This is a genomic window from Phytohabitans sp. LZ39, assembly GCF_059359075.1.
On sequence record NZ_JCADBM010000002.1, the window covers coordinates 230,007 to 252,411 of the forward strand.

23 protein-coding genes are annotated in these 22,405 nt (G+C 68.1%); all 23 read left to right on the forward strand.

Features of this window, described 5'->3' with window-relative positions:
• The first annotated feature begins 34 nt into the window (after positions 1 to 34).
• The 23 genes from rplK to rpsQ all read left to right on the forward strand — a co-directional run bounded on the left by rplK (position 35) and on the right by rpsQ (position 22,405).
• Positions 35 to 466 (forward strand): 50S ribosomal protein L11, encoded by a 432-nt coding sequence (gene rplK / locus AC5L36_RS04675; protein WP_441214104.1) that lies wholly within the window; start codon positions 35 to 37, stop codon positions 464 to 466.
• A 79-nt stretch (positions 467 to 545) separates the two neighbouring features.
• Entirely contained in the window at positions 546 to 1,262 is a 717-nt protein-coding gene (gene rplA / locus AC5L36_RS04680; protein ID WP_441214105.1) for a 50S ribosomal protein L1, read from the forward strand.
• A gap of 275 nt (positions 1,263 to 1,537) precedes the next feature.
• Positions 1,538 to 2,077: a 50S ribosomal protein L10 gene (gene rplJ / locus AC5L36_RS04685; protein WP_441214106.1), complete on the forward strand. Its 540-nt coding sequence runs from the start codon at positions 1,538 to 1,540 to the stop codon at positions 2,075 to 2,077.
• A gap of 44 nt (positions 2,078 to 2,121) precedes the next feature.
• Entirely contained in the window at positions 2,122 to 2,505 is a 384-nt protein-coding gene (gene rplL, locus AC5L36_RS04690; RefSeq protein ID WP_441214107.1) for a 50S ribosomal protein L7/L12, read from the forward strand.
• 499 nt (positions 2,506 to 3,004) lie between these two features.
• Positions 3,005 to 6,436 (forward strand): DNA-directed RNA polymerase subunit beta, encoded by a 3,432-nt coding sequence (rpoB, locus tag AC5L36_RS04695; RefSeq protein ID WP_441214108.1) that lies wholly within the window; start codon positions 3,005 to 3,007, stop codon positions 6,434 to 6,436.
• A gap of 80 nt (positions 6,437 to 6,516) precedes the next feature.
• Entirely contained in the window at positions 6,517 to 10,404 is a 3,888-nt protein-coding gene (locus AC5L36_RS04700) for a DNA-directed RNA polymerase subunit beta' (protein ID WP_441214109.1), read from the forward strand.
• Between the two features lie 148 nt (positions 10,405 to 10,552).
• Complete coding sequence (locus tag AC5L36_RS04705; protein WP_441214110.1) at positions 10,553 to 10,900, forward strand: hypothetical protein; 348 nt, start codon at positions 10,553 to 10,555, stop codon at positions 10,898 to 10,900.
• A 687-nt stretch (positions 10,901 to 11,587) separates the two neighbouring features.
• Positions 11,588 to 12,067: a hypothetical protein gene (locus AC5L36_RS04710; protein WP_494907490.1), complete on the forward strand. Its 480-nt coding sequence runs from the start codon at positions 11,588 to 11,590 to the stop codon at positions 12,065 to 12,067.
• A gap of 372 nt (positions 12,068 to 12,439) precedes the next feature.
• Positions 12,440 to 12,814 (forward strand): 30S ribosomal protein S12, encoded by a 375-nt coding sequence (gene rpsL / locus AC5L36_RS04715; protein WP_014440718.1) that lies wholly within the window; start codon positions 12,440 to 12,442, stop codon positions 12,812 to 12,814.
• A 1-nt stretch (position 12,815) separates the two neighbouring features.
• On the forward strand, positions 12,816 to 13,286 hold the full coding sequence (gene rpsG / locus AC5L36_RS04720; RefSeq protein WP_173158438.1) for a 30S ribosomal protein S7: 471 nt from the start codon (positions 12,816 to 12,818) through the stop codon (positions 13,284 to 13,286).
• Positions 13,287 to 13,324: 38 nt separating this feature from the next.
• Positions 13,325 to 15,430, forward strand: coding sequence for an elongation factor G (fusA, locus tag AC5L36_RS04725; protein ID WP_441214479.1), 2,106 nt, complete (start codon positions 13,325 to 13,327; stop codon positions 15,428 to 15,430).
• 82 nt (positions 15,431 to 15,512) lie between these two features.
• Complete coding sequence (tuf, locus tag AC5L36_RS04730; protein WP_173056661.1) at positions 15,513 to 16,706, forward strand: elongation factor Tu; 1,194 nt, start codon at positions 15,513 to 15,515, stop codon at positions 16,704 to 16,706.
• A gap of 285 nt (positions 16,707 to 16,991) precedes the next feature.
• Positions 16,992 to 17,300, forward strand: a complete 309-nt coding sequence (gene rpsJ, locus AC5L36_RS04735; RefSeq protein WP_018347762.1) for a 30S ribosomal protein S10 — start codon at positions 16,992 to 16,994, stop codon at positions 17,298 to 17,300.
• A 13-nt stretch (positions 17,301 to 17,313) separates the two neighbouring features.
• On the forward strand, positions 17,314 to 17,976 hold the full coding sequence (gene rplC, locus AC5L36_RS04740; protein ID WP_441214112.1) for a 50S ribosomal protein L3: 663 nt from the start codon (positions 17,314 to 17,316) through the stop codon (positions 17,974 to 17,976).
• Positions 17,973 to 18,629: a 50S ribosomal protein L4 gene (gene rplD, locus AC5L36_RS04745; RefSeq protein ID WP_441214113.1), complete on the forward strand. Its 657-nt coding sequence runs from the start codon at positions 17,973 to 17,975 to the stop codon at positions 18,627 to 18,629. Before rplC ends, rplD begins: the two co-directional genes overlap by 4 nt.
• Positions 18,626 to 18,928: a 50S ribosomal protein L23 gene (gene rplW, locus AC5L36_RS04750; protein ID WP_173056658.1), complete on the forward strand. Its 303-nt coding sequence runs from the start codon at positions 18,626 to 18,628 to the stop codon at positions 18,926 to 18,928. Before rplD ends, rplW begins: the two co-directional genes overlap by 4 nt.
• A 14-nt stretch (positions 18,929 to 18,942) precedes the next feature.
• Positions 18,943 to 19,782, forward strand: coding sequence for a 50S ribosomal protein L2 (gene rplB / locus AC5L36_RS04755; protein ID WP_377244461.1), 840 nt, complete (start codon positions 18,943 to 18,945; stop codon positions 19,780 to 19,782).
• A gap of 6 nt (positions 19,783 to 19,788) precedes the next feature.
• Positions 19,789 to 20,070 carry a 30S ribosomal protein S19 gene (gene rpsS, locus AC5L36_RS04760; protein ID WP_173041244.1) on the forward strand — a complete coding sequence of 94 codons (282 nt, stop codon included), beginning with the start codon at positions 19,789 to 19,791 and terminating at the stop codon, positions 20,068 to 20,070.
• Between the two features lie 40 nt (positions 20,071 to 20,110).
• Positions 20,111 to 20,596, forward strand: a complete 486-nt coding sequence (gene rplV / locus AC5L36_RS04765) for a 50S ribosomal protein L22 (protein WP_441214114.1) — start codon at positions 20,111 to 20,113, stop codon at positions 20,594 to 20,596.
• Entirely contained in the window at positions 20,596 to 21,462 is an 867-nt protein-coding gene (gene rpsC / locus AC5L36_RS04770) for a 30S ribosomal protein S3 (RefSeq protein WP_441214115.1), read from the forward strand. The genes rplV and rpsC overlap by 1 nt, the downstream gene beginning before the upstream one ends.
• A 3-nt stretch (positions 21,463 to 21,465) precedes the next feature.
• Positions 21,466 to 21,891, forward strand: coding sequence for a 50S ribosomal protein L16 (gene rplP / locus AC5L36_RS04775; RefSeq protein WP_441214116.1), 426 nt, complete (start codon positions 21,466 to 21,468; stop codon positions 21,889 to 21,891).
• Positions 21,891 to 22,127 carry a 50S ribosomal protein L29 gene (rpmC, locus tag AC5L36_RS04780; protein ID WP_441214117.1) on the forward strand — a complete coding sequence of 79 codons (237 nt, stop codon included), beginning with the start codon at positions 21,891 to 21,893 and terminating at the stop codon, positions 22,125 to 22,127. The genes rplP and rpmC overlap by 1 nt, the downstream gene beginning before the upstream one ends.
• Entirely contained in the window at positions 22,124 to 22,405 is a 282-nt protein-coding gene (gene rpsQ, locus AC5L36_RS04785; protein WP_441214118.1) for a 30S ribosomal protein S17, read from the forward strand. The genes rpmC and rpsQ overlap by 4 nt, the downstream gene beginning before the upstream one ends.

The following is a 22,405-nucleotide window of genomic DNA, read 5'->3' on the forward strand; positions in this document are numbered from 1 at the left end:
TCATCCACGTCATCACCACGCCCAGGAAAGAGCCATGCCTCCGAAGAAAAAGCTCGTCAAGACGTTCACGCTCCAGTTGCCGGCGGGCCAGGCCACGCCGGCGCCGCCGGTCGGTCCGGCGCTGGGCCAGCACGGCGTCAACATCATGGAGTTCTGCAAGTCGTACAACGCGCAGACCGAGTCGCAGCGGGGCGACATCGTCCCGGCTGAGATCAGCGTGTACGAGGACCGCAGCTTCACGTTCGTGCTGAAGACCCCGCCCGCCGCGCGCCTGCTGATCAAGGCGGCCGGTGTGCCGAAGGGTTCCGGCACGCCACACACCGAGAAGGTCGGCTCGGTCACCCGCGCCCAGCTGCGCGAGATCGCCGAGAAGAAGATGGCCGACCTCAACGCCAACGACCTCGACCACGCCGAGCGGATCATCGCCGGCACCGCCCGCTCCATGGGCATCACCGTCAAGGAGTAATGCACCCGTAAGGGGCAAGCACAGCATTCGTGGGAGGGTCCGCGTGGGCCCGCCGAGACCACAGGAGAAATCAGCAGACATGCCGCACAGCAAGAGCTACCGCAAGGCTCTCGACCTCATCGACCGGTCGAAGCTGTACACACCCGCCGAGGCGATCAAGCTCGCCAAGGAGGGCAGCACGGTCAAGTTCGACGCCACGGTCGAGGTCGCGATGCGCCTCGGCGTCGACCCCCGCAAGGCCGACCAGATGGTGCGTGGCACGGTCAACCTGCCGCACGGCACCGGCAAGACGGTTCGCGTGATCGTCTTCGCCGCGGGTGCCAAGGCGGAGGAGGCCGCGGCCGCCGGCGCCGACGAGGTGGGCACCGACGAGCTGGTCGCCCGCATTCAGGAAGGTTGGCTGGACTTCGACGCGGCGATCGCCACGCCGGACCAGATGGCCAAGATCGGTCGGATCGCGCGGATCCTGGGCCCGCGCGGTCTGATGCCCAACCCCAAGACGGGCACCGTGACCATGGATGTCACCAAGGCCGTCACCGACATCAAGGGCGGGAAGATCACCTTCCGGGTGGACAAGCACTCCAACCTGCACCTGATCATCGGGAAGGCCTCGTTCACCGAGCAGAAGCTGGTGGAAAACTACGCCGCCGTGCTCGACGAGATCCTCCGGGCCAAGCCGTCGGCGGCCAAGGGCAAGTACCTGAAGAAGGTCACCGTCACCACCACGATGGGTCCCGGCGTGCCGATCGACCCCAACGTGACCCGCGGCCTCACCGAGGCCACGGCCGACGCCTGACCTCCAAGCACCAAGGCGGCGCGCTTCCCGGTCGGGGAGCGCGCCGTTCCCGATTTGGCGGGAGTGGCACCACCGCGTATTCTTGCCGGCGAAGTACCACCCGAAGACCGCTGGTCACCGCGCTCCGGCGCGGTCGAAGGTCCCGTTCGACGGGCGACCCGCGCAGGGCGATGTGCGAGCAAGCGTGACTCATGTCCCGCCCCGTGCGCCCTGCGCCGGGGCGTTTTTGTTGTCCGGACCCGGGCGTACCAGCCAGGCGCAACGAGAGGAGGGACATGGCGGACAAGCCGGTTCGGGCCGACAAGGCCACGGCCGTCGCCGAGCTCACCGAGCACTTCCGCAAGGCGGAGGCGACCGTGCTGACCGAGTACCGCGGCCTCACGGTCGCGCAGCTCACCCAGCTGCGGCGCTCGCTGGGCCAGACCGCGACGTACTCGGTCGCGAAGAACACCCTGGCCAAGCGTGCTGCGACGGACGCGGGCATCAGCGGCCTCGACGAGCTGTTCTCCGGTCCTACCGCGCTCACTTTCGTCTCCGGCGATGTGGTGGAGGCGGCGAAGGGCCTGCGCGAGTTCGCGAAGGCCAACCCGGCTCTGATCATCAAGGGCGGCGTGTTCGAGGGCAGGGCGATCTCGGCCGACGAGGTCAAGAAGCTCGCCGACCTCGAGTCCCGTGAGGTGCTGCTGGCCAAGCTGGCCGGCGCCATGAAGGCGAACCTGAGCAAGGCCGCGGCCGTGCTCCAGGCCCCGCTGACCAAGACCGCCCGTCTGGCGGCCGCTCTACAGGACAAGCGCGAGAAGGAACAGGCCGCCTAACCGCGGCCCGACGCAAACAAACCCAAGGAAGGACGCCAGACACCATGGCGAAGCTCAGCACCGACGAGCTGCTCGACGCGTTCAAGGAGATGACGCTGATCGAGCTGTCGGACTTCGTTAAGCAGTTCGAGGACGTGTTCGACGTCAAGGCCGCCGCACCCGTGGCCGTCGCCGCGGCCGGCCCGGCCGCCGCTGCCGCCCCGGTCGAGGAGGAGAAGGACGAGTTCGACGTCATCCTCGAGGCCGACGGTGGCAAGAAGATCCAGGTCATCAAGGTCGTGCGCGAGCTGACCGGCCTGGGCCTGAAGGAGGCCAAGGACGTGGTCGAGGCCGCGCCGAAGGCGATCCTGGAGAAGGCCAACAAGGAGACCGCCGACAAGGCCAAGGCCAAGCTCGAGGCCGAGGGCGCGAAGGTAACCCTCAAGTAATCTCGCGCAAGCTCTCCAGTGGGCTCCCCGTTACCCGAAAAGGTGGTGACGGGGAGCCTTCTTCATGCATCCGGAGTAGAAATTCGGGCGTGGCGCCGATCACGCCAGTCCGACCCGCGCCAGAACCCTTGACGCAGCGTTTGCTGGCAGGCACGCTGACATCAGCAAGTCTTTCCGCGCTTGCAACGGCCACCGGCTGGGTAAGGCGACGATGGTCCGCCAATGGCGTGATCACCAGCGCAGTTGACCAGTCGGCACCGGGCACGCGTGCCGCGTTCTGAGCGGCCTGGAGGCGCCTTGAGGTGCCACGAGGTGCGTTCCGCGTCGCGCTGCCATGGTGGGCTGGACAGCGGTTAGCCGTTCGGCTACACTGCTAGTTTGCGCTGCCTTCCGACTTCAGCCCTGCCCGGATTGTCCGAAACTGGCCGTCCGGATCGGGTCCAGTCGGGGTGCGCGCGCAACGGCCGTTTTGCAGCACCGGTCCTCGGAAGGACGCATCTTGGCAGCTTCCCGCCCTGCGAAGACCAGTCGTACGTCGAGCGCTTTCGCTCCCCGCCGGATTTCATTCGGCAGGATCACCGAACATCTTGAGGTCCCCAACCTCCTCGCTATCCAGACCGAGTCGTTCGACTGGCTGGTTGGCAACGAGGCCTGGCAGGGCCGGTCGGCTGATGACCCGCACGCCCGCTCAGGTCTCGCGGAAATTCTCGACGAGATTAGTCCAATTGAGGACTTCTCGGGCACCATGTCCCTTTCCTTCTCCGCCCCCCGCTTCGACGAGGTCAAGGCCTCGATCGAAGAGTGCAAGGAGAAGGACCTGACGTACTGCGCACCGCTCTTCGTGACCGCGGAGTTCACCAACAACACCACTGGCGAGATCAAGAGCCAGACGGTGTTCATGGGCGACTTCCCGATGATGACCCCCAAGGGCACCTTCATCATCAACGGCACCGAGCGCGTGGTCGTCAGTCAGCTCGTCCGTTCCCCGGGCGTCTACTTCGACAAGCAGCCGGACAAGACGTCCGACCGCGATCTATCCAGCGTCAAGGTGATCCCGAGCCGGGGTGCCTGGCTGGAGTTCGACATCGACAAGCGCGACACCGTGGGTGTCCGCATCGACCGCAAGCGCCGCCAGGCCGTCACGGTCCTGCTCAAGGCCATCGGTTGGACCAATGAGCAGATCCGCGAGCGGTTCGGCTGGTCCGAGCTGATGATGACGACCTTGGAAAAGGACCACATCGCCGGCCAGGACGAGGCGTTGTTGGACATCTACCGCAAGCTGCGGCCTGGTGAGCCGCCGACGCGGGAAAACGCCCAGACCTTGCTCGACAACCTCTTCTTCAACTCGAAGCGGTATGACGTGGCCAAGGTCGGGCGATACAAGTTCAACAAGAAGCTCGAGATCGGCATCCCGATCACCACGGGCACGCTGACCGTCGAAGACATCGTCGCCACGGTCGAGTACCTCTGCCGCCTGCACGCCGGCGAGGAGGGGTACGAGGCCGACGACATCGACCACTTCGGCAACCGGCGCCTGCGCACGGTGGGCGAGCTGATCCAAAACCAGGTCCGGGTCGGCCTGTCCCGGATGGAGCGGGTCGTCCGCGAGCGGATGACCACGCAGGACGTCGAGGCGATCACGCCGCAGACCCTGATCAACATCCGTCCGGTCGTGGCGGCGATCAAGGAGTTCTTCGGCACGTCGCAGCTGTCCCAGTTCATGGACCAGACCAACCCCCTGGCGGGTCTGACCCACCGCCGGCGCCTCTCGGCGCTGGGCCCCGGTGGTCTGTCCCGTGAGCGGGCCGGCTTCGAGGTCCGTGACGTGCACCCGTCCCACTACGGCCGGATGTGCCCGATCGAGACGCCGGAAGGGCCCAACATCGGCCTGATCGGCGCGCTCTCCACGTTCGGGCGGGTCAACCCGTTCGGGTTCATCGAGACGCCCTACCGGAAGGTCGACAACGGCCGGGTCACCGACCAGATCGACTACCTGACGGCGGACGAAGAGGACCGGTTCGTCAAGGCCCAGGCCAACGCCCCGCTCAAGTCCGACGGCACCTTCGCCGAAGACCGGGTGCTGGTCCGCCGGAAGGGCGGCGAGGTCGACTACGTCACGCCGGCCGCGGTGGACTACATGGACGTCTCGCCGCGCCAGATGGTGTCGGTCGCGACCGCCATGATCCCGTTCCTCGAGCACGACGACGCCAACCGGGCACTGATGGGCGCCAACATGCAGCGCCAGGCCGTGCCGCTGGTCAAGGCCGAGTCGCCGCTGGTCGGCACGGGCATGGAGTACCGGGCCGCCGTCGACGCCGGTGACGTCGTCGTCGCCGAGGTCGGTGGCGTGGTCGAGGACCTGTGTGCCGACTACGTGACGGTCCACCAGGACGACGGCCACCGCCGCACCTACCTGCTGCACAAGTTCCGCCGCTCCAACGCCGGCTCCTGCGTCAACCAGAAGCCGGTCGTCTTCGAGGGCGACCGCGTCGAGGCCGGCCAGGTCATCGCCGACGGTCCGTGCACCGACGAGGGCGAGATGGCGCTCGGGCGCAACCTGCTCGTCGCGTTCATGCCCTGGGAGGGTCACAACTACGAGGACGCGATCATCCTGTCGCAGCGCCTCGTGCAGCAGGACGTGCTCACCTCGATCCACATCGAGGAGCACGAGGTCGACGCCCGCGACACCAAGCTGGGTCCGGAAGAGATCACCCGCGACATCCCGAACGTCAGCGAGGAAATGCTCGCCGACCTCGACGAGCGCGGCATCATCCGGATCGGCGCGGAGGTCGTGCCCGGCGACATCCTGGTCGGCAAGGTCACGCCCAAGGGCGAGACCGAGCTGACCCCCGAGGAGCGGCTGCTCCGCGCGATCTTCGGCGAGAAGGCGCGCGAGGTCCGGGACACCTCGCTGAAGGTGCCGCACGGCGAGACCGGCACGGTCATCGGCGTTCGCACCTTCTCCCGCGAGGACGGCGACGAGCTGCCCCCGGGCGTCAACGAGCTGGTCCGCGTCTACGTGGCCCAGAAGCGCAAGATCCAGGACGGTGACAAGCTCGCGGGCCGCCACGGCAACAAGGGCGTCATCTCCAAGATCCTGCCGGTCGAGGACATGCCGTTCCTGGAGGACGGCACGCCGGTCGACATCGTGCTCAACCCGCTGGGTGTGCCGAGCCGGATGAACATCGGCCAGGTCCTGGAGACCCACCTCGGGTGGGTGGCCAAGACCGGCTGGAAGATCGACGGCGAAGACGCCGATTGGAAGCGGGCGCTCAAGTCGATCGGTGCCGACACGTCGGAGCCGGACACCAACGTGGCGACGCCGGTCTTCGACGGCGCCAAGGAGGCGGAGATCAGCGGCCTGCTGGCCAGCTCGCTGCCCAACCGCGACGGCACCCAGCTCGTCGGCGGCTCGGGCAAGGCCCAGCTGTTCGACGGCCGCTCGGGTGAGCCGCTGCCGGACCCGATCGCGGTCGGCTACATCTACATCCTGAAGCTCAACCACCTGGTCGACGACAAGATCCACGCGCGTTCGACCGGTCCGTACTCGATGATCACGCAGCAGCCGCTGGGTGGTAAGGCGCAGTTCGGTGGTCAGCGCTTCGGTGAGATGGAGTGCTGGGCGATGCAGGCGTACGGCGCTGCCTACGCCCTCCAGGAGCTGCTCACGATCAAGTCCGACGACGTGCTCGGCCGCGTGAAGGTCTACGAGGCCATCGTCAAGGGCGAAAACATCCCCGAGCCCGGCATCCCGGAGTCCTTCAAGGTGCTCCTCAAGGAGCTCCAGTCGCTGTGCCTCAACGTCGAGGTGCTGAGCAGCGACGGCGTGGCGCTGGAGATGCGGGAGACCGACGACGAGGTCTTCCGGGCCGCGGAGGAGTTGGGCATCGACCTGTCTCGGCGTGAGCCAAGCAGCGTCGAGGAAGTCTGAGGTGGTGGGTCAGGGGCTACCCGCTCCTGACCCATCCATGAGCCGGCAAGAGATACGAGACACGACTCGAGGGACATAAATTGCTCGACGTCAACTTCTTCGACGAGTTGCGCATCGGCCTGGCGACAGCTGACGATATCCGCCAGTGGTCGCACGGCGAGGTGAAGAAGCCAGAGACGATCAACTACCGCACGCTCAAGCCGGAAAAGGACGGGCTCTTCTGCGAGAAGATCTTCGGTCCGCAGCGGGACTGGGAGTGCTACTGCGGCAAGTACAAGCGGGTGCGCTTCAAGGGCATCATCTGTGAGCGCTGTGGCGTCGAGGTGACCCGCTCGAAGGTCCGCCGTGAGCGGATGGGCCACATCGAGCTGGCCGCGTCGGTCACCCACATCTGGTACTTCAAGGGTGTGCCGAGCCGCCTCGGCTACCTGCTCGACCTGGCACCCAAGGACCTCGAGAAGATCATCTACTTCGCGTCGTACGTGGTGACCGGGGTGGACACCGAGGCCCGCCACCGCGACATGTCGACGATCGAAAACGAGATCCTCGCCGAGAAGCGGCAGTCGGAAAACAGCCGCGACTCGGAGATCGAAAAGCGCGCCGCCAAGCTCGAGGCCGACCTGGCCGAGCTTGAGGCGGAGGGTGCCAAGGCCGACGTGCGGCGCAAGGTCAAGGAGTCTGGCGAGCGCGAGATGCGCCAGATCCGCGACCGGGCGCAGCGCGAGATCGACCGGCTCGACGAGGTGCTCGACACGTTCCGCAAGCTGGAGCCAAAGCAGCTGGTCACCGACGAGCTGCTCTACCGGGAGCTGCGCGACCGGTTCGGCGAGTACTTCCAGGGCGGCATGGGTGCCGAGGCGATCAAGGCCCTGCTGGAAAACATGGACCTGGACGCCGAGGCGGAAAACCTCCGCGAGATCATCCGGTCCGGCAAGGGCCAGCGGAAGATCCGGGCGCTCAAGCGGCTCAAGGTCGTGGCGGCGTTCCTCAACACCCGCAACTCGCCGCTCGGCATGGTGCTCGACTGCGTGCCGGTTATCCCGCCGGACCTGCGTCCGATGGTGCAGCTCGACGGTGGCCGCTTCGCGACCTCCGACCTCAACGACCTGTACCGCCGCGTGATCAACCGGAACAACCGGCTCAAGCGCCTGATCGACCTGGGCGCGCCCGAGATCATCGTCAACAACGAAAAGCGGATGCTCCAGGAGGCCGTCGACGCGCTGTTCGACAACGGCCGCCGCGGCCGTCCGGTCACCGGCCCGGGCAACCGGCCGCTGAAGTCGCTGTCCGACATGCTCAAGGGCAAGCAGGGCCGCTTCCGGCAAAACCTGCTCGGAAAGCGCGTCGACTACTCCGGCCGTTCCGTGATCGTCGTCGGCCCGCAGCTGAAGCTGCACCAGTGCGGCCTGCCCAAGCAGATGGCGCTGGAGCTCTTCAAGCCGTTCGTGATGAAGCGCCTGGTCGATCTCAACCACGCGCAAAACATCAAGTCCGCCAAGCGGATGGTCGAGCGGCAGCGGCCGGTCGTGTGGGACGTCCTGGAAGAGGTCATCGGGGAGCACCCGGTGCTGCTCAACCGCGCGCCCACCCTGCACCGCCTGGGCATCCAGGCCTTCGAGCCGCAGCTGGTCGAGGGCAAGGCGATCCAGATCCACCCGCTCGTCTGCACCGCGTTCAACGCGGACTTCGACGGTGACCAGATGGCGGTGCACGTGCCGCTGTCCGCCGAGGCTCAGGCCGAGGCGCGGATCCTGATGCTGTCGTCCAACAACATCCTCAAGCCGGCCGACGGCAAGCCGGTCACCATGCCCACGCAGGACATGGTGATCGGGCTGTACCACCTGACCCACCTCACGGCGGACGCCAAGGGTGTGGGCCGGGAGTTCAGCTCGGACGCCGAGGCACGGATGGCCTTCGACAACGGCGAGCTCGCGCTGGGCGTGCCGATCAGGATCCGGCTGCGGGGTGTGTCCGAGGTCGACAACGGAGCCGGCCAGCCGAAGTGGACCGCCCCCGAGGGGTGGACGCCCGGCGAGCCGCTGATTGTCGACACCACGCTGGGCCGGGTGCTCTTCAACGAGACCCTCCCGCAGGGCTACCGGTACGTGAACTACGAGATCCGGAAGAGCCAGCTGTCGGCGATCGTCAACGACCTCGCCGAGCGCTTCCCGAAGGTCGCCCTGGCGGCGACGCTCGACGCGCTCAAGGAGGCCGGCTTCCACTGGGCCACCTGGTCTGGCGTGACGATCGGTATGGAAGACGTCATCCCGCCGGCACGCAAGCCCGAGATCATGGAGCGGTACGAGAAGGAAGCCGACCGGATCGACAAGCAGTACCAGCGTGGTCTGATGACGGCCGAGGAGCGTCGCGGCGAGCTGATCGAGATCTGGACCAAGGCGACCAACGAGGTTTCCAAGGAGATGGAGACTTCGCTGCCGCAGGAAAACCCGTTGTGGGTCATGATCAACTCGGGTGCCCGCGGTAACCTGCTCCAGCTCCGCCAGATCGCGGCGATCCGTGGCCTGGTGGCCAACCCCAAGGGCGAGATCATCCCGCGGCCGATCAAGTCCAGCTACCGCGAGGGCCTGTCCGTGGTGGAGTACTTCATCTCCACCCACGGTGCCCGCAAGGGTCTGGCCGACACCGCGCTGCGTACGGCGGACTCGGGTTACCTGACCCGGCGTCTCGTCGACGTGTCGCAGGACGTGATCATCCGTGAGGAAGACTGCGGCACCGATCGGGCCATCCCGATGCAGGTTGGCGAGACCATCAACGGCCAGCTCATGGTGCACGAGCACGCGGAGACCGGGGTGCACGCACGCACCCTGGCCGACGACGTCAAGGGCGCCGACGGCACCGTGGTCGCGCACCGTGGGGTCGACCTCAACTCGATCATCGTCGACAAGCTGGTCGCGGCCGGCGTCGAGACGGTGCGCGTCCGCAGCGTGCTCACCTGCGAGTCCAAGCTGGGCGTCTGCGCGGCCTGCTACGGCCGTTCGCTGCCGACCGGCAAGACCGTGGACGTCGGCGAGGCGGTCGGCATCATCGCCGCCCAGTCGATCGGTGAGCCCGGCACCCAGCTGACGATGCGTACGTTCCACACCGGTGGTGTCGCCGGTGAGGACATCACGCAGGGTCTGCCGCGTGTGCAGGAGATCTTCGAGGCGCGCGTGCCCAAGGGCAAGGCGCCGATCGCCGACACCCCGGGCCGCGTCCGGATCGAAGACGGCGAGCGTTCGCGGAAGATCATCATCGTTCCCGACGACGGGAGCGACGAGATCGTCCACGACAAGATCTCCAAGCGGGTGCGCCTGCGGGCACACGACGGAGACCACGTCGAGGTCGGCGAGAAGCTCACCGAGGGCACGATCGACCCGCACGAGCTGCTGCGGATCCTCGGCCCGCGCGCGGTCCAGGTCCACCTGACCCAGGAGGTCCAGGAGGTCTACCGCTCGCAGGGTGTGCTCATCCACGACAAGCACATCGAGATCATCATTCGGCAGATGCTGAAGCGGGTCACGGTGATCGACTCGGGCGCCACCGAGTTCCTGCCCGGCGTGCTGGTCGACCGCGCGGTCTTCGAGTCGGAAAACCGCCGGCTCGTGGCCGAGGGCGGCGAGCCCGCCGCCGGTCGTCCGGTGCTCATGGGCATCACCAAGGCCTCGCTGGCGACCGACTCCTGGCTCTCGGCGGCCTCCTTCCAGGAGACCACCCGGGTGCTGACCGACGCGGCGATCAACGCCCGCAGCGACTCGCTGATCGGTCTCAAGGAGAACGTCATCATCGGAAAGCTCATCCCGGCCGGTACCGGTATCAGCAAGTACCGGAACATCCGGGTCGAGCCCACCGAGGAGGCGAAGGCCAAGGTGTACTCGATGACCGGCTACCCCGAGACCGACTACGGCTTCGGGCCGGCCAGCGGCCAGGCTGTGCCGCTGGACGACTTCGACTTCGGGTCGTACCGGTAGTCAGGTAGTACTGGTTCGTTCTGGAAGCGCCCCGCACGTCACGTGCGGGGCGCTTCTGGATGTGAGCGAGCTTGCGAGCGAGCCATAGGGTTCAGGGATGATCGCAGCGCTGGCCCGCACCGCGGGACGGCCTTAGTAGGCTTGTCGGGTGACCACATCGCCGGCGGCCCTGCGCCATCCGCTCGATCCCGAGCCGGTGCGCTCCACCAAGGCCGGCACGGTGTTCGCCCTCGGTCTTGTCGCCCTGTTCACCGGCCCGTTCGTGGGTGGGCTGGTGCCCGCCAGCATCGCGATCGCGCTGGCCGGGCAGGCGCGCCGCGAGGCGTACCACTCGGGGGGTTATCTGACCGGCTCGGCGTGGCTGCGCCGCGGTGAAAAGCTGGCCTGGCTGGGCGTCGCGCTGGCCGCCACCTCGCTGGTGGTCGCGATCGTGATCGGCGTGGTCGACTTCGCCGGCGACCCGGCGGGGCAAGACTTCGCGCCCGGGGTCGACTAGCGTGGCGGTGTTTTCGGCGGCCGTGGCCATGCGGCAGGCCCGCGTGACGCTGCCTGTCGAGGCGGGCGGCGTTGATGGCGAGGGGGCGGAGTGACGGACGAGGCGCCGCGGCCCGCGGATCCGCCCTCGACAGCGGGCAAGCCCGCGGGATCGCGCTTCGGCGAGGCCGGGCGGCCGATGGGGGAGGCGGGCCGGTCCATCGGCGCGGCCGATCTCTGGCGGCCCGAGCCCCCGGCGAGCCGGCCCGGGGACGAGACGCCAGCGAGCGACCCGGCGCCCGAGGCGCCCGCGAGCAGCCCGGCACCCCAGACGCCCGCGAGCGGCCCAGCGCCCGAGACGCCCCCAAGCGGCCCGGAGGACGAGACGCCCGCGAGCGGCCCGGGGGACGAGACGCCGGCGAGCCGGCCGGCCGACCATGCCGGGAGCCCGTCGAGCGACCGGACCGCCGGGTGGCCTGAGGTCGGCGGTCCCGAGCGGCCCGAGGAGCCGAAGGACACGCCTGACTGGCGGCCGGCCGCGGAGGCCCCCCAACCGGCACCCCAGCCGCCGCTGGCACCCACGTCGCCCGTGCGGGCCCCACAGCCCGTGACGGCCCAACAGCCCGTGCCATCCCAGCCGCCTGTGGCGCCGCCGCCGCACCCGGGGCCGCCGTTCGCGGTCCCACCGGCGGCGGGCTGGTCCGCGCCGGTGCCGCAGCCCGTGGGGGCGGCGCCACCGCAGTGGGGTCGCCCCGCGCCCGCCGTCGCCCCGCCGCCGCGCGAGGCGTGGTTGGCGCCGCGGCGGGTGCAGGCGATCCCGGGCACCAACTTCGCGGTCGTACACCTCGATGTGCCGCCGGCGACATCCGGCCTGGCCGTCGGTTCGCTGGTGGCGGGGATAGGTTCGATCGTCGTTTCGTTCGTGGTGTGGTGCTTCGGCCTGGCCGGCGCCTCGAGCGGCTGGGGCGCGTGGGTCGCGGGCGCGTTCGCCATGATCGCCGGCCTGGCCGGCGCCGCCGCCGTCGTGCTGGGAGTGCTCGGCCTGCGGCAGATCCGGCGGGCGGCCGCCGGCGTCCGGGTCGCCGGCCGTGGGGTGGCCATCGCCGGCCTGGTCTGCGGCGCGGTCGGGCTGGGGCTCACGCTGCTCGGCTTCGGTCTGTCGCTGCTGCTACAGGTGAGTCTCCAGTAGGCGGGTAGGCCCGCGAGGAAGCGGGTACACTGGACTACTGGAGTTGTTCGCCGCGGGCGAGAAGGCAAAGACGGGTCCCCCGTTTTGACCTGTGCGCTCACGGTGGGTACTCTTTCCCCTCGTGCCCGGGCGTGCCCGGGCAATCCGTGCGTGCGCCATCATGGTGGGCCGCGACACGGGCCAACGAGACAGCCGTGGTGCACGTGCGAGCGCGCACCGCAACCGTGTGCCGGACGACACGCCCGACCGCGGGTGCCGGGAGGACTAGGGCCGCCCGGCGACAACGCCAGGCCGGCCCCAGGGTCGCCCGGCGAAAGGTACGGCACACAGACACAGGCACGCACAGAGGAAGCAAGGGAGCGGAGAAACCCGGTGCCCACGATCCAGCAGCTGGTCCGCAAGGGCCGGCAGGCCAAGACGAGCAAGACCAAGACCCCGGCGCTGAAGGGGAGCCCCCAGCGGCGCGGAGTGTGCACGCGTGTGTACACCACCACCCCCAAGAAGCCGAACTCGGCGCTGCGCAAGGTCGCTCGTGTGAAGCTGAGCAGCCAGATCGAGGTGACCGCGTACATCCCCGGCGTCGGCCACAACCTCCAGGAGCACTCGATCGTGCTCGTGCGTGGCGGCCGTGTGAAGGACCTCCCCGGCGTCCGGTACAAGATCGTCCGCGGTTCGCTGGACACCCAGGGCGTCCGCAACCGCAAGCAGGCGCGCAGCCGCTACGGCGCGAAGAAGGAGAAGAGCTGACATGCCGCGTAAGGGCCCCGCGCCGCGCCGGCCGCTGATCGCCGACCCGGTGTACAACTCCCCGCTGGTCACTCAGCTGGTCAACAAGATCCTGATGCGCGGCAAGCGCCAGCTCGCCGAGCGCGTGGTGTACGGCGCCCTCGAGGGCTGCCGGGAGAAGACCGGCACCGACCCGGTCGTCACCCTCAAGCGCGCGATGGACAACGTCAAGCCGACCCTCGAGGTCCGCAGCCGCCGTGTCGGTGGCGCGACCTACCAGGTGCCGGTCGAGGTGCGCCCGTCCCGGGCGACGACCCTCGGTCTGCGGTGGCTGGTGCAGTACTCGAAGGCCCGGCGTGAGAAGACCATGATCGAGCGGCTCCAGAACGAGCTGCTCGACGCCAGCAACGGCCTCGGCGCCTCGGTGAAGCGGCGCGAGGACACGCACAAGATGGCGGAGTCCAACAAGGCCTTCGCCCACTACCGCTGGTAGCGACACCTACCAGCACCCGACGAGACGACGAAGTAGGGATTACCGTGGCTGCCGCCGACAACGCGCTCGCCAAGCTACGCAACATCGGCATCATGGCGCACATCGATGCCGGTAAGACGACCACGACCGAACGAATCCTGTTCTACACCGGCATCACGTACAAGATCGGTGAGGTCCACGAGGGCGCCGCCGTCATGGACTGGATGGAGCAGGAGCAGGAGCGGGGCATCACCATCACCTCGGCCGCCACCAAGGTCGAGTGGAAGGGCCACCCCATCAACATCATCGACACCCCCGGGCACGTCGACTTCACCGTCGAGGTGGAGCGCAACCTGCGGGTGCTCGACGGCGCGATCGCGGTGTACGACGGTGTGGCCGGTGTCGAGCCGCAGACCGAAAACGTGTGGCGTCAGGCCGACAAGTACAACGTTCCGCGGATGTGCTTCGTCAACAAGCTCGACCGCACGGGTGCCGACTTCTTCCGCTGTGTGCAGATGATGATCGACCGGCTCAACGCCACCCCGCTGGTGCTCCAGATCCCGATCGGGCTCGAGGGCAACCACATCGGCGTCGTCGACCTGATCGGCATGCGCGCGTTGACCTGGCGCGGCGAGACCCAGAAGGGCGAGGACTACACGGTCGAGGAGATCCCGGCCGACCTCGCCGACCAGGCCGCCGAGTGGCGCGAGAAGCTCATCGAGACGCTCGCCGACGTCGACGACACCGTGATGGAGAAGTACCTGGAGGGCGAGGAGATCTCGGCAGACGAGATCAAGGCCGGCATCCGTCGCGCCACCGTCGCCTCCAAGGCCAACCCGGTGCTGTGCGGCTCGGCGTTCAAGAACAAGGGCATCCAGCCGATGCTGGACGCCGTCATCGACTTCCTGCCCTCGCCGCTGGACATCCCGGCGATCGAGGGCACGGCGACCGACGGCGAGACCCCGCTGCTGCGTAAGCCGTCGATGTCCGAGCCCTTCTCCGCGCTGGCCTTCAAGATCCAGACGGACAAGCACCTGGGCAAGCTGACCTACGTGCGGATCTACTCCGGCAAGCTCGAGTCCGGTTCTCAGGTGATCAACTCCACCAAGGACCGCAAGGAGCGCATCGGCAAGATCTACCAGATGCACGCCAACAAGCGCGAAGAGCGTGCGACCGCGCAGGCCGGCGACATCATCGCGGTGCAGGGTCTCAAGCAGACCACCACCGGCGACACGCTGTGCGACCCGGCCAACCCGGTGATCCTGGAGTCGATGACGTTCCCGGAGCCGGTCATCCAGGTCGCCATCGAGCCGAAGACCAAGGCCGACCAGGAGAAGCTGGGCACCGCGATCCAGCGCCTCGCCGAGGAAGACCCGACCTTCCGGGTCGCCAACGACCAGGAGACCGGTCAGACGGTCATCTCGGGCATGGGCGAGCTGCACCTCGACATCCTGGTCGACCGCATGCGCCGGGAGTTCAACGTCGAGGCCAACATCGGCAAGCCGCAGGTGGCCTACCGCGAGACCATCCGCCGCAAGGTGGACAAGGTCGAGTACACGCACAAGAAGCAGACCGGTGGCTCTGGGCAGTACGCGAGCGTCATCGTCAGCCTCGAACCGCTGCCGCTCGACAACGACTCCCCGACGTACGAGTTCCAGAACTCGGTCACCGGCGGTCGCATCCCGAAGGAGTTCATCCCCTCGGTCGACGCCGGTGCCCAGGACGCCATGCAGTACGGCATCCTCGCCGGCTACCCGCTGGTCGGCGTCAAGCTGACGCTGCTGGACGGGAAGTACCACGAGGTCGACTCGTCCGAGATGGCGTTCAAGATCGCCGGTTCGATGGTGCTCAAGGAGGCCGCCCGCAAGGCCGACCCGGCGCTGCTCGAGCCGATGATGGCCGTTGAGGTCACCACTCCCGAGGAGAACATGGGTGACGTCATCGGCGACCTCAACTCCCGCCGGGGCATCATCCAGGCGATGGAGGAGCGCGGGGGTGCCCGCGTCGTCCGCGCCCTGGTCCCCTTGTCGGAGATGTTCGGCTATGTCGGCGACCTGCGGTCGAAGACCCAGGGCCGGGCGAGCTACAGCATGCAGTTCGACTCTTACGCCGAGGTACCCGCCAACGTCGCCAAGGAGATCATCGCCAAGGCGACGGGCGAGTAGTCGGACCGCACAAGACCGGGCCTGATGGCCGCACAGTTGCAAGACCAAGCGTACGAACCAAGAAGTCCACAGGAGGACACCAGTGGCGAAGGCGAAGTTCGAGCGGACTAAGCCGCACGTCAACATCGGCACCATTGGTCACATCGACCACGGTAAGACGACGCTGACCGCGGCCATCACCAAGGTCCTGCACGACAAGATGCCCGACCTGAACCCCTACACGCCGTTCGACGAGATCGACAAGGCGCCGGAGGAGAAGGCCCGCGGTATCACCATCTCGATCGCGCACGTCGAGTACCAGACCGAGGCGCGGCACTACGCCCACGTCGACTGTCCTGGTCACGCCGACTACATCAAGAACATGATCACCGGTGCCGCCCAGATGGATGGCGCGATCCTGGTGGTCGCGGCGACCGACGGTCCGATGCCGCAGACCCGTGAGCACGTGCTCCTGGCCCGCCAGGTCGGCGTGCCCTACATCGTCGTGGCGCTCAACAAGAGCGACATGGTCGATGACGAGGAGCTGCTCGAGCTCGTCGAGCTCGAGGTTCGCGAGCTGCTCTCGGCGCAGGAGTACCCGGGCGACGACCTGCCGGTCGTGCGCGTCTCGGCGCTCCGCGCGCTGGAGGGCGACCCGGAGTGGACCGACAAGCTCATGGAGCTGATGAACGCGGTCGACACCGCGATCCCGCAGCCCGAGCGTGAGATCGAGAAGCCGTTCCTCATGCCCATCGAGGACGTCTTCACGATCACCGGCCGCGGCACCGTGGTGACCGGTCGCGCCGAGCGTGGCGTGCTCAAGCCGAACGAGGAAGTCGAGATCGTCGGCATCCGGGAGAAGTCGACCAAGACGGTCTGCACCGGCATCGAGATGTTCCGCAAGCTGCTCGACGAGGCTCGCGCGGGCGAGAACGTCGGCCTGCTGCTGCGCGGCATCAAGCGCGAGGACGTCGAGCGCGGCATGGTCGTCGTGAAGCCGGGCACCACGACTCCGCACACGGAGTTCGAGGGCCAGGTCTACATCCTCTCCAAGGAGGAGGGTGGCCGGCACACCCCGTTCTTCCAGAACTACCGGCCGCAGTTCTACTTCCGCACCACGGACGTCACCGGCGTCGTCACGCTGCCCGAGGGCACCGAGATGGTCATGCCCGGCGACAACACCGCCATGTCGGTCAAGCTGATCCAGCCGATCGCCATGGAGCAGGGCCTGCGCTTCGCCATCCGCGAGGGTGGCCGCACCGTCGGTGCGGGCCAGGTCACCAAGATCATCAAGTGAACTGAGTAACCCCGATTAGACCTGCCGTGTGGTAATACGGCATACTAGTCAGGTTGCGCTTTGCGGGGTGGCTGGCTGCCCAGGTAGCCAGCCACTTCCGTGCGGTGGCCGGGGGTGTGTTGACACGCCCGGTGCCTTGATCCCCGCAACCAACCAGGATCGGCCCCAGGTTTCGGGGCGGAGTCTGGCCCAGGGGCGCGACACGCCCGACCGCGGGGGTCGGCCAAGGGGATGGACAGCCATCCGCAACACAGCGGCATCGCGAGAGAAGGAAACGAAGCCACCATGGCGGGACAGAAGATCCGCATCCGGCTCAAGGCCTATGACCACGAGGTCGTCGACTCCTCGGCTCGGAAGATCGTGGAGACGGTGACCCGTACCGGTGCTCAGGTCGCGGGCCCGGTGCCGCTGCCGACCGAGATCAACCGTTACTGCGTGATCCGGTCGCCGCACAAGTACAAGGACTCGCGCGAGCACTTCGAGATGCGCACGCACAAGCGTCTGATCGACATCATCGACCCGACCCCCAAGACGGTCGACTCGCTCATGCGCCTCGACCTGCCGGCTGGCGTCGACATCGAGATCAAGCTGTAGGGACTGCGAACTCATGGACAGGCAAGTGAAGGGCATCCTGGGCGCCAAGCTCGGCATGACCCAGGTCTGGGACAACAACAAGGTTGTCCCGGTGACCGTGGTGCAGGCCGGCCCGTGCGTCGTGACCCAGGTGCGGACCGCCGACAAGGACGGTTACACCGCGGTGCAGCTCGCGTACGGCGCCGTCGACCCGCGCAAGGTCAAGAAGCCGCGCGCCGGCCACTTCGAGAAGGCTGGCACCGCGCCCCGCCGCCACATCGTCGAGCTGCGCACGACCGACGCGAGTGAGTACGAGCTCGGCCAGGAGGTCACCGTCGAGGCGTTCGAGGCGGGCACCGCCATCGACGTCACCGGCAAGACCAAGGGCAAGGGCTTCGCCGGCGTCATGAAGCGGCACGGCTTCCACGGCCTGCGCGCCAGCCACGGTGTCGAGCGCAAGCACCGCTCGCCCGGCTCCATCGGCGCCTGCGCGACCCCAGGTCGCGTCTTCAAGGGCGTGAAGATGGCCGGTCGCATGGGCAGCGTGCGGTACACGGTGCAAAACCTGACGGTGCAGGCGATCGACACCGACAACAACCTGCTGCTGGTCAGGGGTGCGATCCCGGGCCCGGCTGGCGCGCTCGTGCTGGTCCGCAGCGCGGCCAAGGCGAAGTCGAAGGGTGGTGCAGCGAAGTGACCACGGTTGGCGTTCTGACCCCCGAGGGCACGACGGCCGGCACCGTCGACCTGCCCACCGAGGTGTTCGACGTACAGGCGAACATCCCGCTGATGCACCAGGTCGTGGTGGCCCAGCTCGCGGCCGCCCGCCAGGGCACGCACAAGGCCAAGACCCGCGGCGAGGTCGCTGGCGGCGGCAAGAAGCCGTACAAGCAGAAGGGCACCGGCCGCGCCCGCCAGGGCTCGATCCGCGCTCCGCAGTTCACCGGCGGTGGCGTGGTGCACGGCCCGGTCCCGCGCGACTACAGCCAGCGCACCCCGAAGAAGATGAAGGTCGCCGCGCTGCGCGGTGCCCTCTCCGACCGGGCCCGCGAGGGTCGCCTGCACGTCGTCGAGGCGTTTGTCACCGGCGAAACGCCGTCGACCAAGGCCGCGCTCAAGACGCTGCGTGCCGCGACCGAGCGCAAGCGCGTGCTGGTGGTGCTCGCGGCCGAGGACCAGATCAACTGGCTCTCGCTGCGCAACCTCGCCGGCGAGGGCGTGCACCTGATCGAGGCCGGCCAGCTCAACACGTACGACGTGCTGGTCGCCGACGACGTCGTGTTCACCAAGGACGCGCTCGCCGAGTTCCTGGGCGAGAAGCCGGCGGACGAGACGGAGGCCGACAAGTGACCACCATCCCGGATCCGCGCGACATCATCATCGCGCCGGTCGTGTCCGAGAAGAGCTACAGCGTTCTGGACCAGAACTGGTACACGTTCCTGGTCCGGCCGGACGCCAACAAGACCCAGATCAAGATCGCTATCCAGCAGATCTTCAACGTCCGCGTGCTGACGGTCAACACCGCCAACCGCGAGGGCAAGCGCAAGCGCACCCGCACCGGCTGGGGGCAGCGCAAGGCCACCAAGCGGGCGCTGGTGAAGCTGGCTGACGGTGACCGCATCGAGGCCTTCGGCGGCCCGGTCAGCTGAGGGGTTGTTAAATCATGCCGATTCGTAAGTACAAGCCGACGTCGCCGGGCCGCCGTGGCTCCAGCGTCGCCGACTTCGCCGAGATCACCCGGTCGACGCCGGAGAAGTCGCTGCTGGTGCCGCTGCCCAAGAAGGGCGGTCGCAACGCGCACGGCAAGGTGACCGCGCGTCACCAGGGCGGTGGGCACAAGCGCCAGTACCGGCTGATCGACTTCAAGCGGGTCGACAAGGACGGCGTGCCGGCGAAGGTCGCGCACATCGAGTACGACCCCAACCGCACCGCCCGCATCGCGCTGCTGCACTACGCCGACGGCGAAAAGCGCTACATCGTCGCGCCGAAGGACCTCAAGCAGGGCGACCGGGTCGAGTCCGGCCCGGGTGCCGACATCAAGCCCGGCAACAACCTCCCGCTGCGCAACATCCCGGTGGGTACCCAGATCCACTGCGTGGAGCTGCGCCCGGGCGGCGGCGCCAAGCTGGCCCGCTCGGCCGGCGTCGGCATCCAGCTGCTCGGCCGTGAGGGCGCCTACGCGACGCTCCGGATGCCCTCGGGCGAGATCCGCCGCGTCGACGTGCGCTGCCGCGCGACCGTCGGCGAGATCGGCAACGCCGACCAGTCCAACATCAACTGGGGTAAGGCCGGCCGGATGCGGTGGAAGGGCAAGCGCCCGACCGTCCGTGGTGTCGCGATGAACCCGGTCGACCACCCGCACGGTGGTGGTGAGGGTAAGACCTCCGGTGGTCGCCACCCGGTCAACCCCCAGGGCAAGCCGGAGGGTCGCACCCGCCGCAAGGGTCTGCCGAGCGACCGGCTGATCGTTCGCCGTCGTTACGCCAACCGGAAGCGGGGTTAATCCCACATGCCACGCAGTCTCAAGAAGGGCCCCTTCGTCGACGACCACCTGGTCAAGAAGGTGGAGACACAGAACGACAAGGGCTCCAAGAACGTCATCAAGACCTGGTCGCGGCGTTCGACGATCATCCCCGAGATGCTCGGGCACACGATCGCGGTGCACGACGGTCGCAAGCACGTCCCGGTGTTCATCACCGAGGCGATGGTCGGGCACAAGCTCGGCGAGTTCGCGCTGACCCGCACGTTCAAGGGTCACGAGAAGGACGACCGCAAGAGCCGGCGCCGGTAAACGCGCAGGACTACGGATAAAGGATCAAGGGGTTACAGCGATGCCAGTTAAGGGCGACGCTCCGGCGCTTCCGGGCGCGCGGGCGGTTGCGCGTCACGTGCGCATCTCGCCGACCAAGGCGCGCCGGGTGGTCAACCTCGTCCGCGGTCTGCCCGCGCAGGAGGCGCTCACGGTGCTGAAGTTCGCGCCGCAGTCGGCCAGCGAGCAGGTTTACAAGGTGCTGGCCAGCGCGATCGCGAACGCCGAGAACAACGAGCGGCTGGACCCCGACGCGCTGCTCGTCGCCGAGGCGTACGTCGACGAGGGTCCGACGCTCAAGCGGTTCCAGCCGCGGGCGCAGGGCCGGGCGTACCGGATCCGCAAGCGCACCTGCCACATCACGGTCGTGGTGGAGGCCGTCGCCGCGGCGGCGCCGCGCAAGGCGGCCGCCAAGAAGGCGGCGCCGGCGAAGAAGGCGGCCCCGGCCGAGGCGGACAAGCCGGCCGAGACGAAGGCGGAGACCACCGCCGAGGAAGGGACCGAGTAATGGGTCAGAAGGTTCACCCGCACGGGTTCCGGCTCGGCATCTCCACCGACTGGAAGTCCCGCTGGTACGCGGACAAGCTCTACAAGGACTACATCGCCGAAGACGTGAAGATCCGGCGGATGATGTCCAAGGGCCTGGAGCGCGCCGGCATCTCCAAGGTGGACATCGAGCGCACCCGCGACCGGGTGCGGGTCGACATCCACACCGCCCGGCCGGGCATCGTCATCGGCCGCAAGGGCGCGGAGGCCGACCGCATCCGCGGCGAGCTGGAGAAGCTCACCGGCAAGCAGGTGCAGCTCAACATCCTCGAGGTGAAGAGCCCCGAGTCGGACGCTCAGCTCGTCGCGCAGGGCGTGGCCGAGCAGCTGTCCAGCCGGGTCAGCTTCCGCCGGGCCATGCGCAAGGCGATGCAGTCCGCGATGAAGAACCCGATCGTGCGGGGCATCCGGGTGCAGGTCTCCGGCCGCCTGGGCGGCGCCGAGATGAGCCGCACCGAGTTCTACCGCGAGGGTCGGGTGCCGCTGCACACGCTGCGGGCCAACATCGAGTACGGCTTCTTCGAGGCGCGTACCACCTTCGGCCGCATCGGCGTGAAGGTGTGGATCTACAAGGGTGACGCCGTGCCGGGTCGCGAGACCCCGGCCGACGCCGGTCCCGCGCGCCCGCGCCGTGAGCGGGGCGACCGCCCCGAGCGTCCGCGCCGTGGCCGTTCCGGTTCGTCCGGTACGACCGCTGGTGGCACCGAGGCGGGTCGCGCCGCGGCTGCGGCCGCTGCCGAGCAGTCGGCTCCGCCGGCGCCGGCCGCCGCGCCCGTGGAGGCCGCGCCCGTGGCGACCGCCGCCCCAAGTGAGCAGCAGGAGGGCTGACACATGCTGATGCCGCGTAAGCCCCCGAAGGGCTTCCGCAAGCCGCACCACCCGTCCCGTTCCGGGGCGAGCAAGGGCGGCAACCGGGTCGTCTTCGGCGAGTTCGGTATCCAGGCACTGGAGCCCGCCTACGTGACCAACCGGCAGATCGAGGCCGCGCGTATCGCGATGACCCGCCACATCAAGCGTGGCGGCAAGGTCTGGATCACGGTCTTCCCGGACCAGGCCCTGACCAAGAAACCGGCGGAAACCCGGATGGGTTCCGGTAAGGGTTCGCCCGAGTGGTGGGTGGCCAACATCAAGCCGGGTCGGGTCCTGTTCGAGATGTCGTTCCCGAACGAGGGGATCGCGCGGGAGGCAATGCGCCGCGCGATTCACAAGCTCCCGATGAAGTGCCGCATTGTGACGCGCGAAGTGGGTGAGGTCTGATGGCAGCGGGCACCAAGGCTGCCGAGCTGCGCGAAAACTCCGACGAGGAGCTGATCGCGAAGCTGCGGGAGGCCAAGGCGGAGCTGTTCAACCTCCGCGTGCAGAGCGCGACCGGGCAGCTTGACAACAACAAGCGTCTCCAGGTCATCCGCAAGGAGATCGCCCGGATTTACACGATCATGCGCGAGCGCGAGCTGGGGCTCTCGGCCGCGCCGACTGAGGTGATTGCGTCATGAGTGAAACCGCTAGTGCGAACGCCGCGCCTCGTGCCCGGCGCAAGGTCCGCGAGGGCCTGGTCGTCAGCGACAAGATGGACAAGACCGTCGTCGTCGAGGTCGAAGACCGGGTCAAGCACCCGCTGTACGGCAAGGTGCTGCGGCGCACCAGCAAGCTGAAGGCGCACGACGAGCAGAACTCGTGCGGCGTCGGCGACCGGGTGCTGCTGATGGAGACCCGCCCGCTGTCCGCCACCAAGCGCTGGCGGGTCGTGGAGATCCTCGAGAAGGCCAAGTAG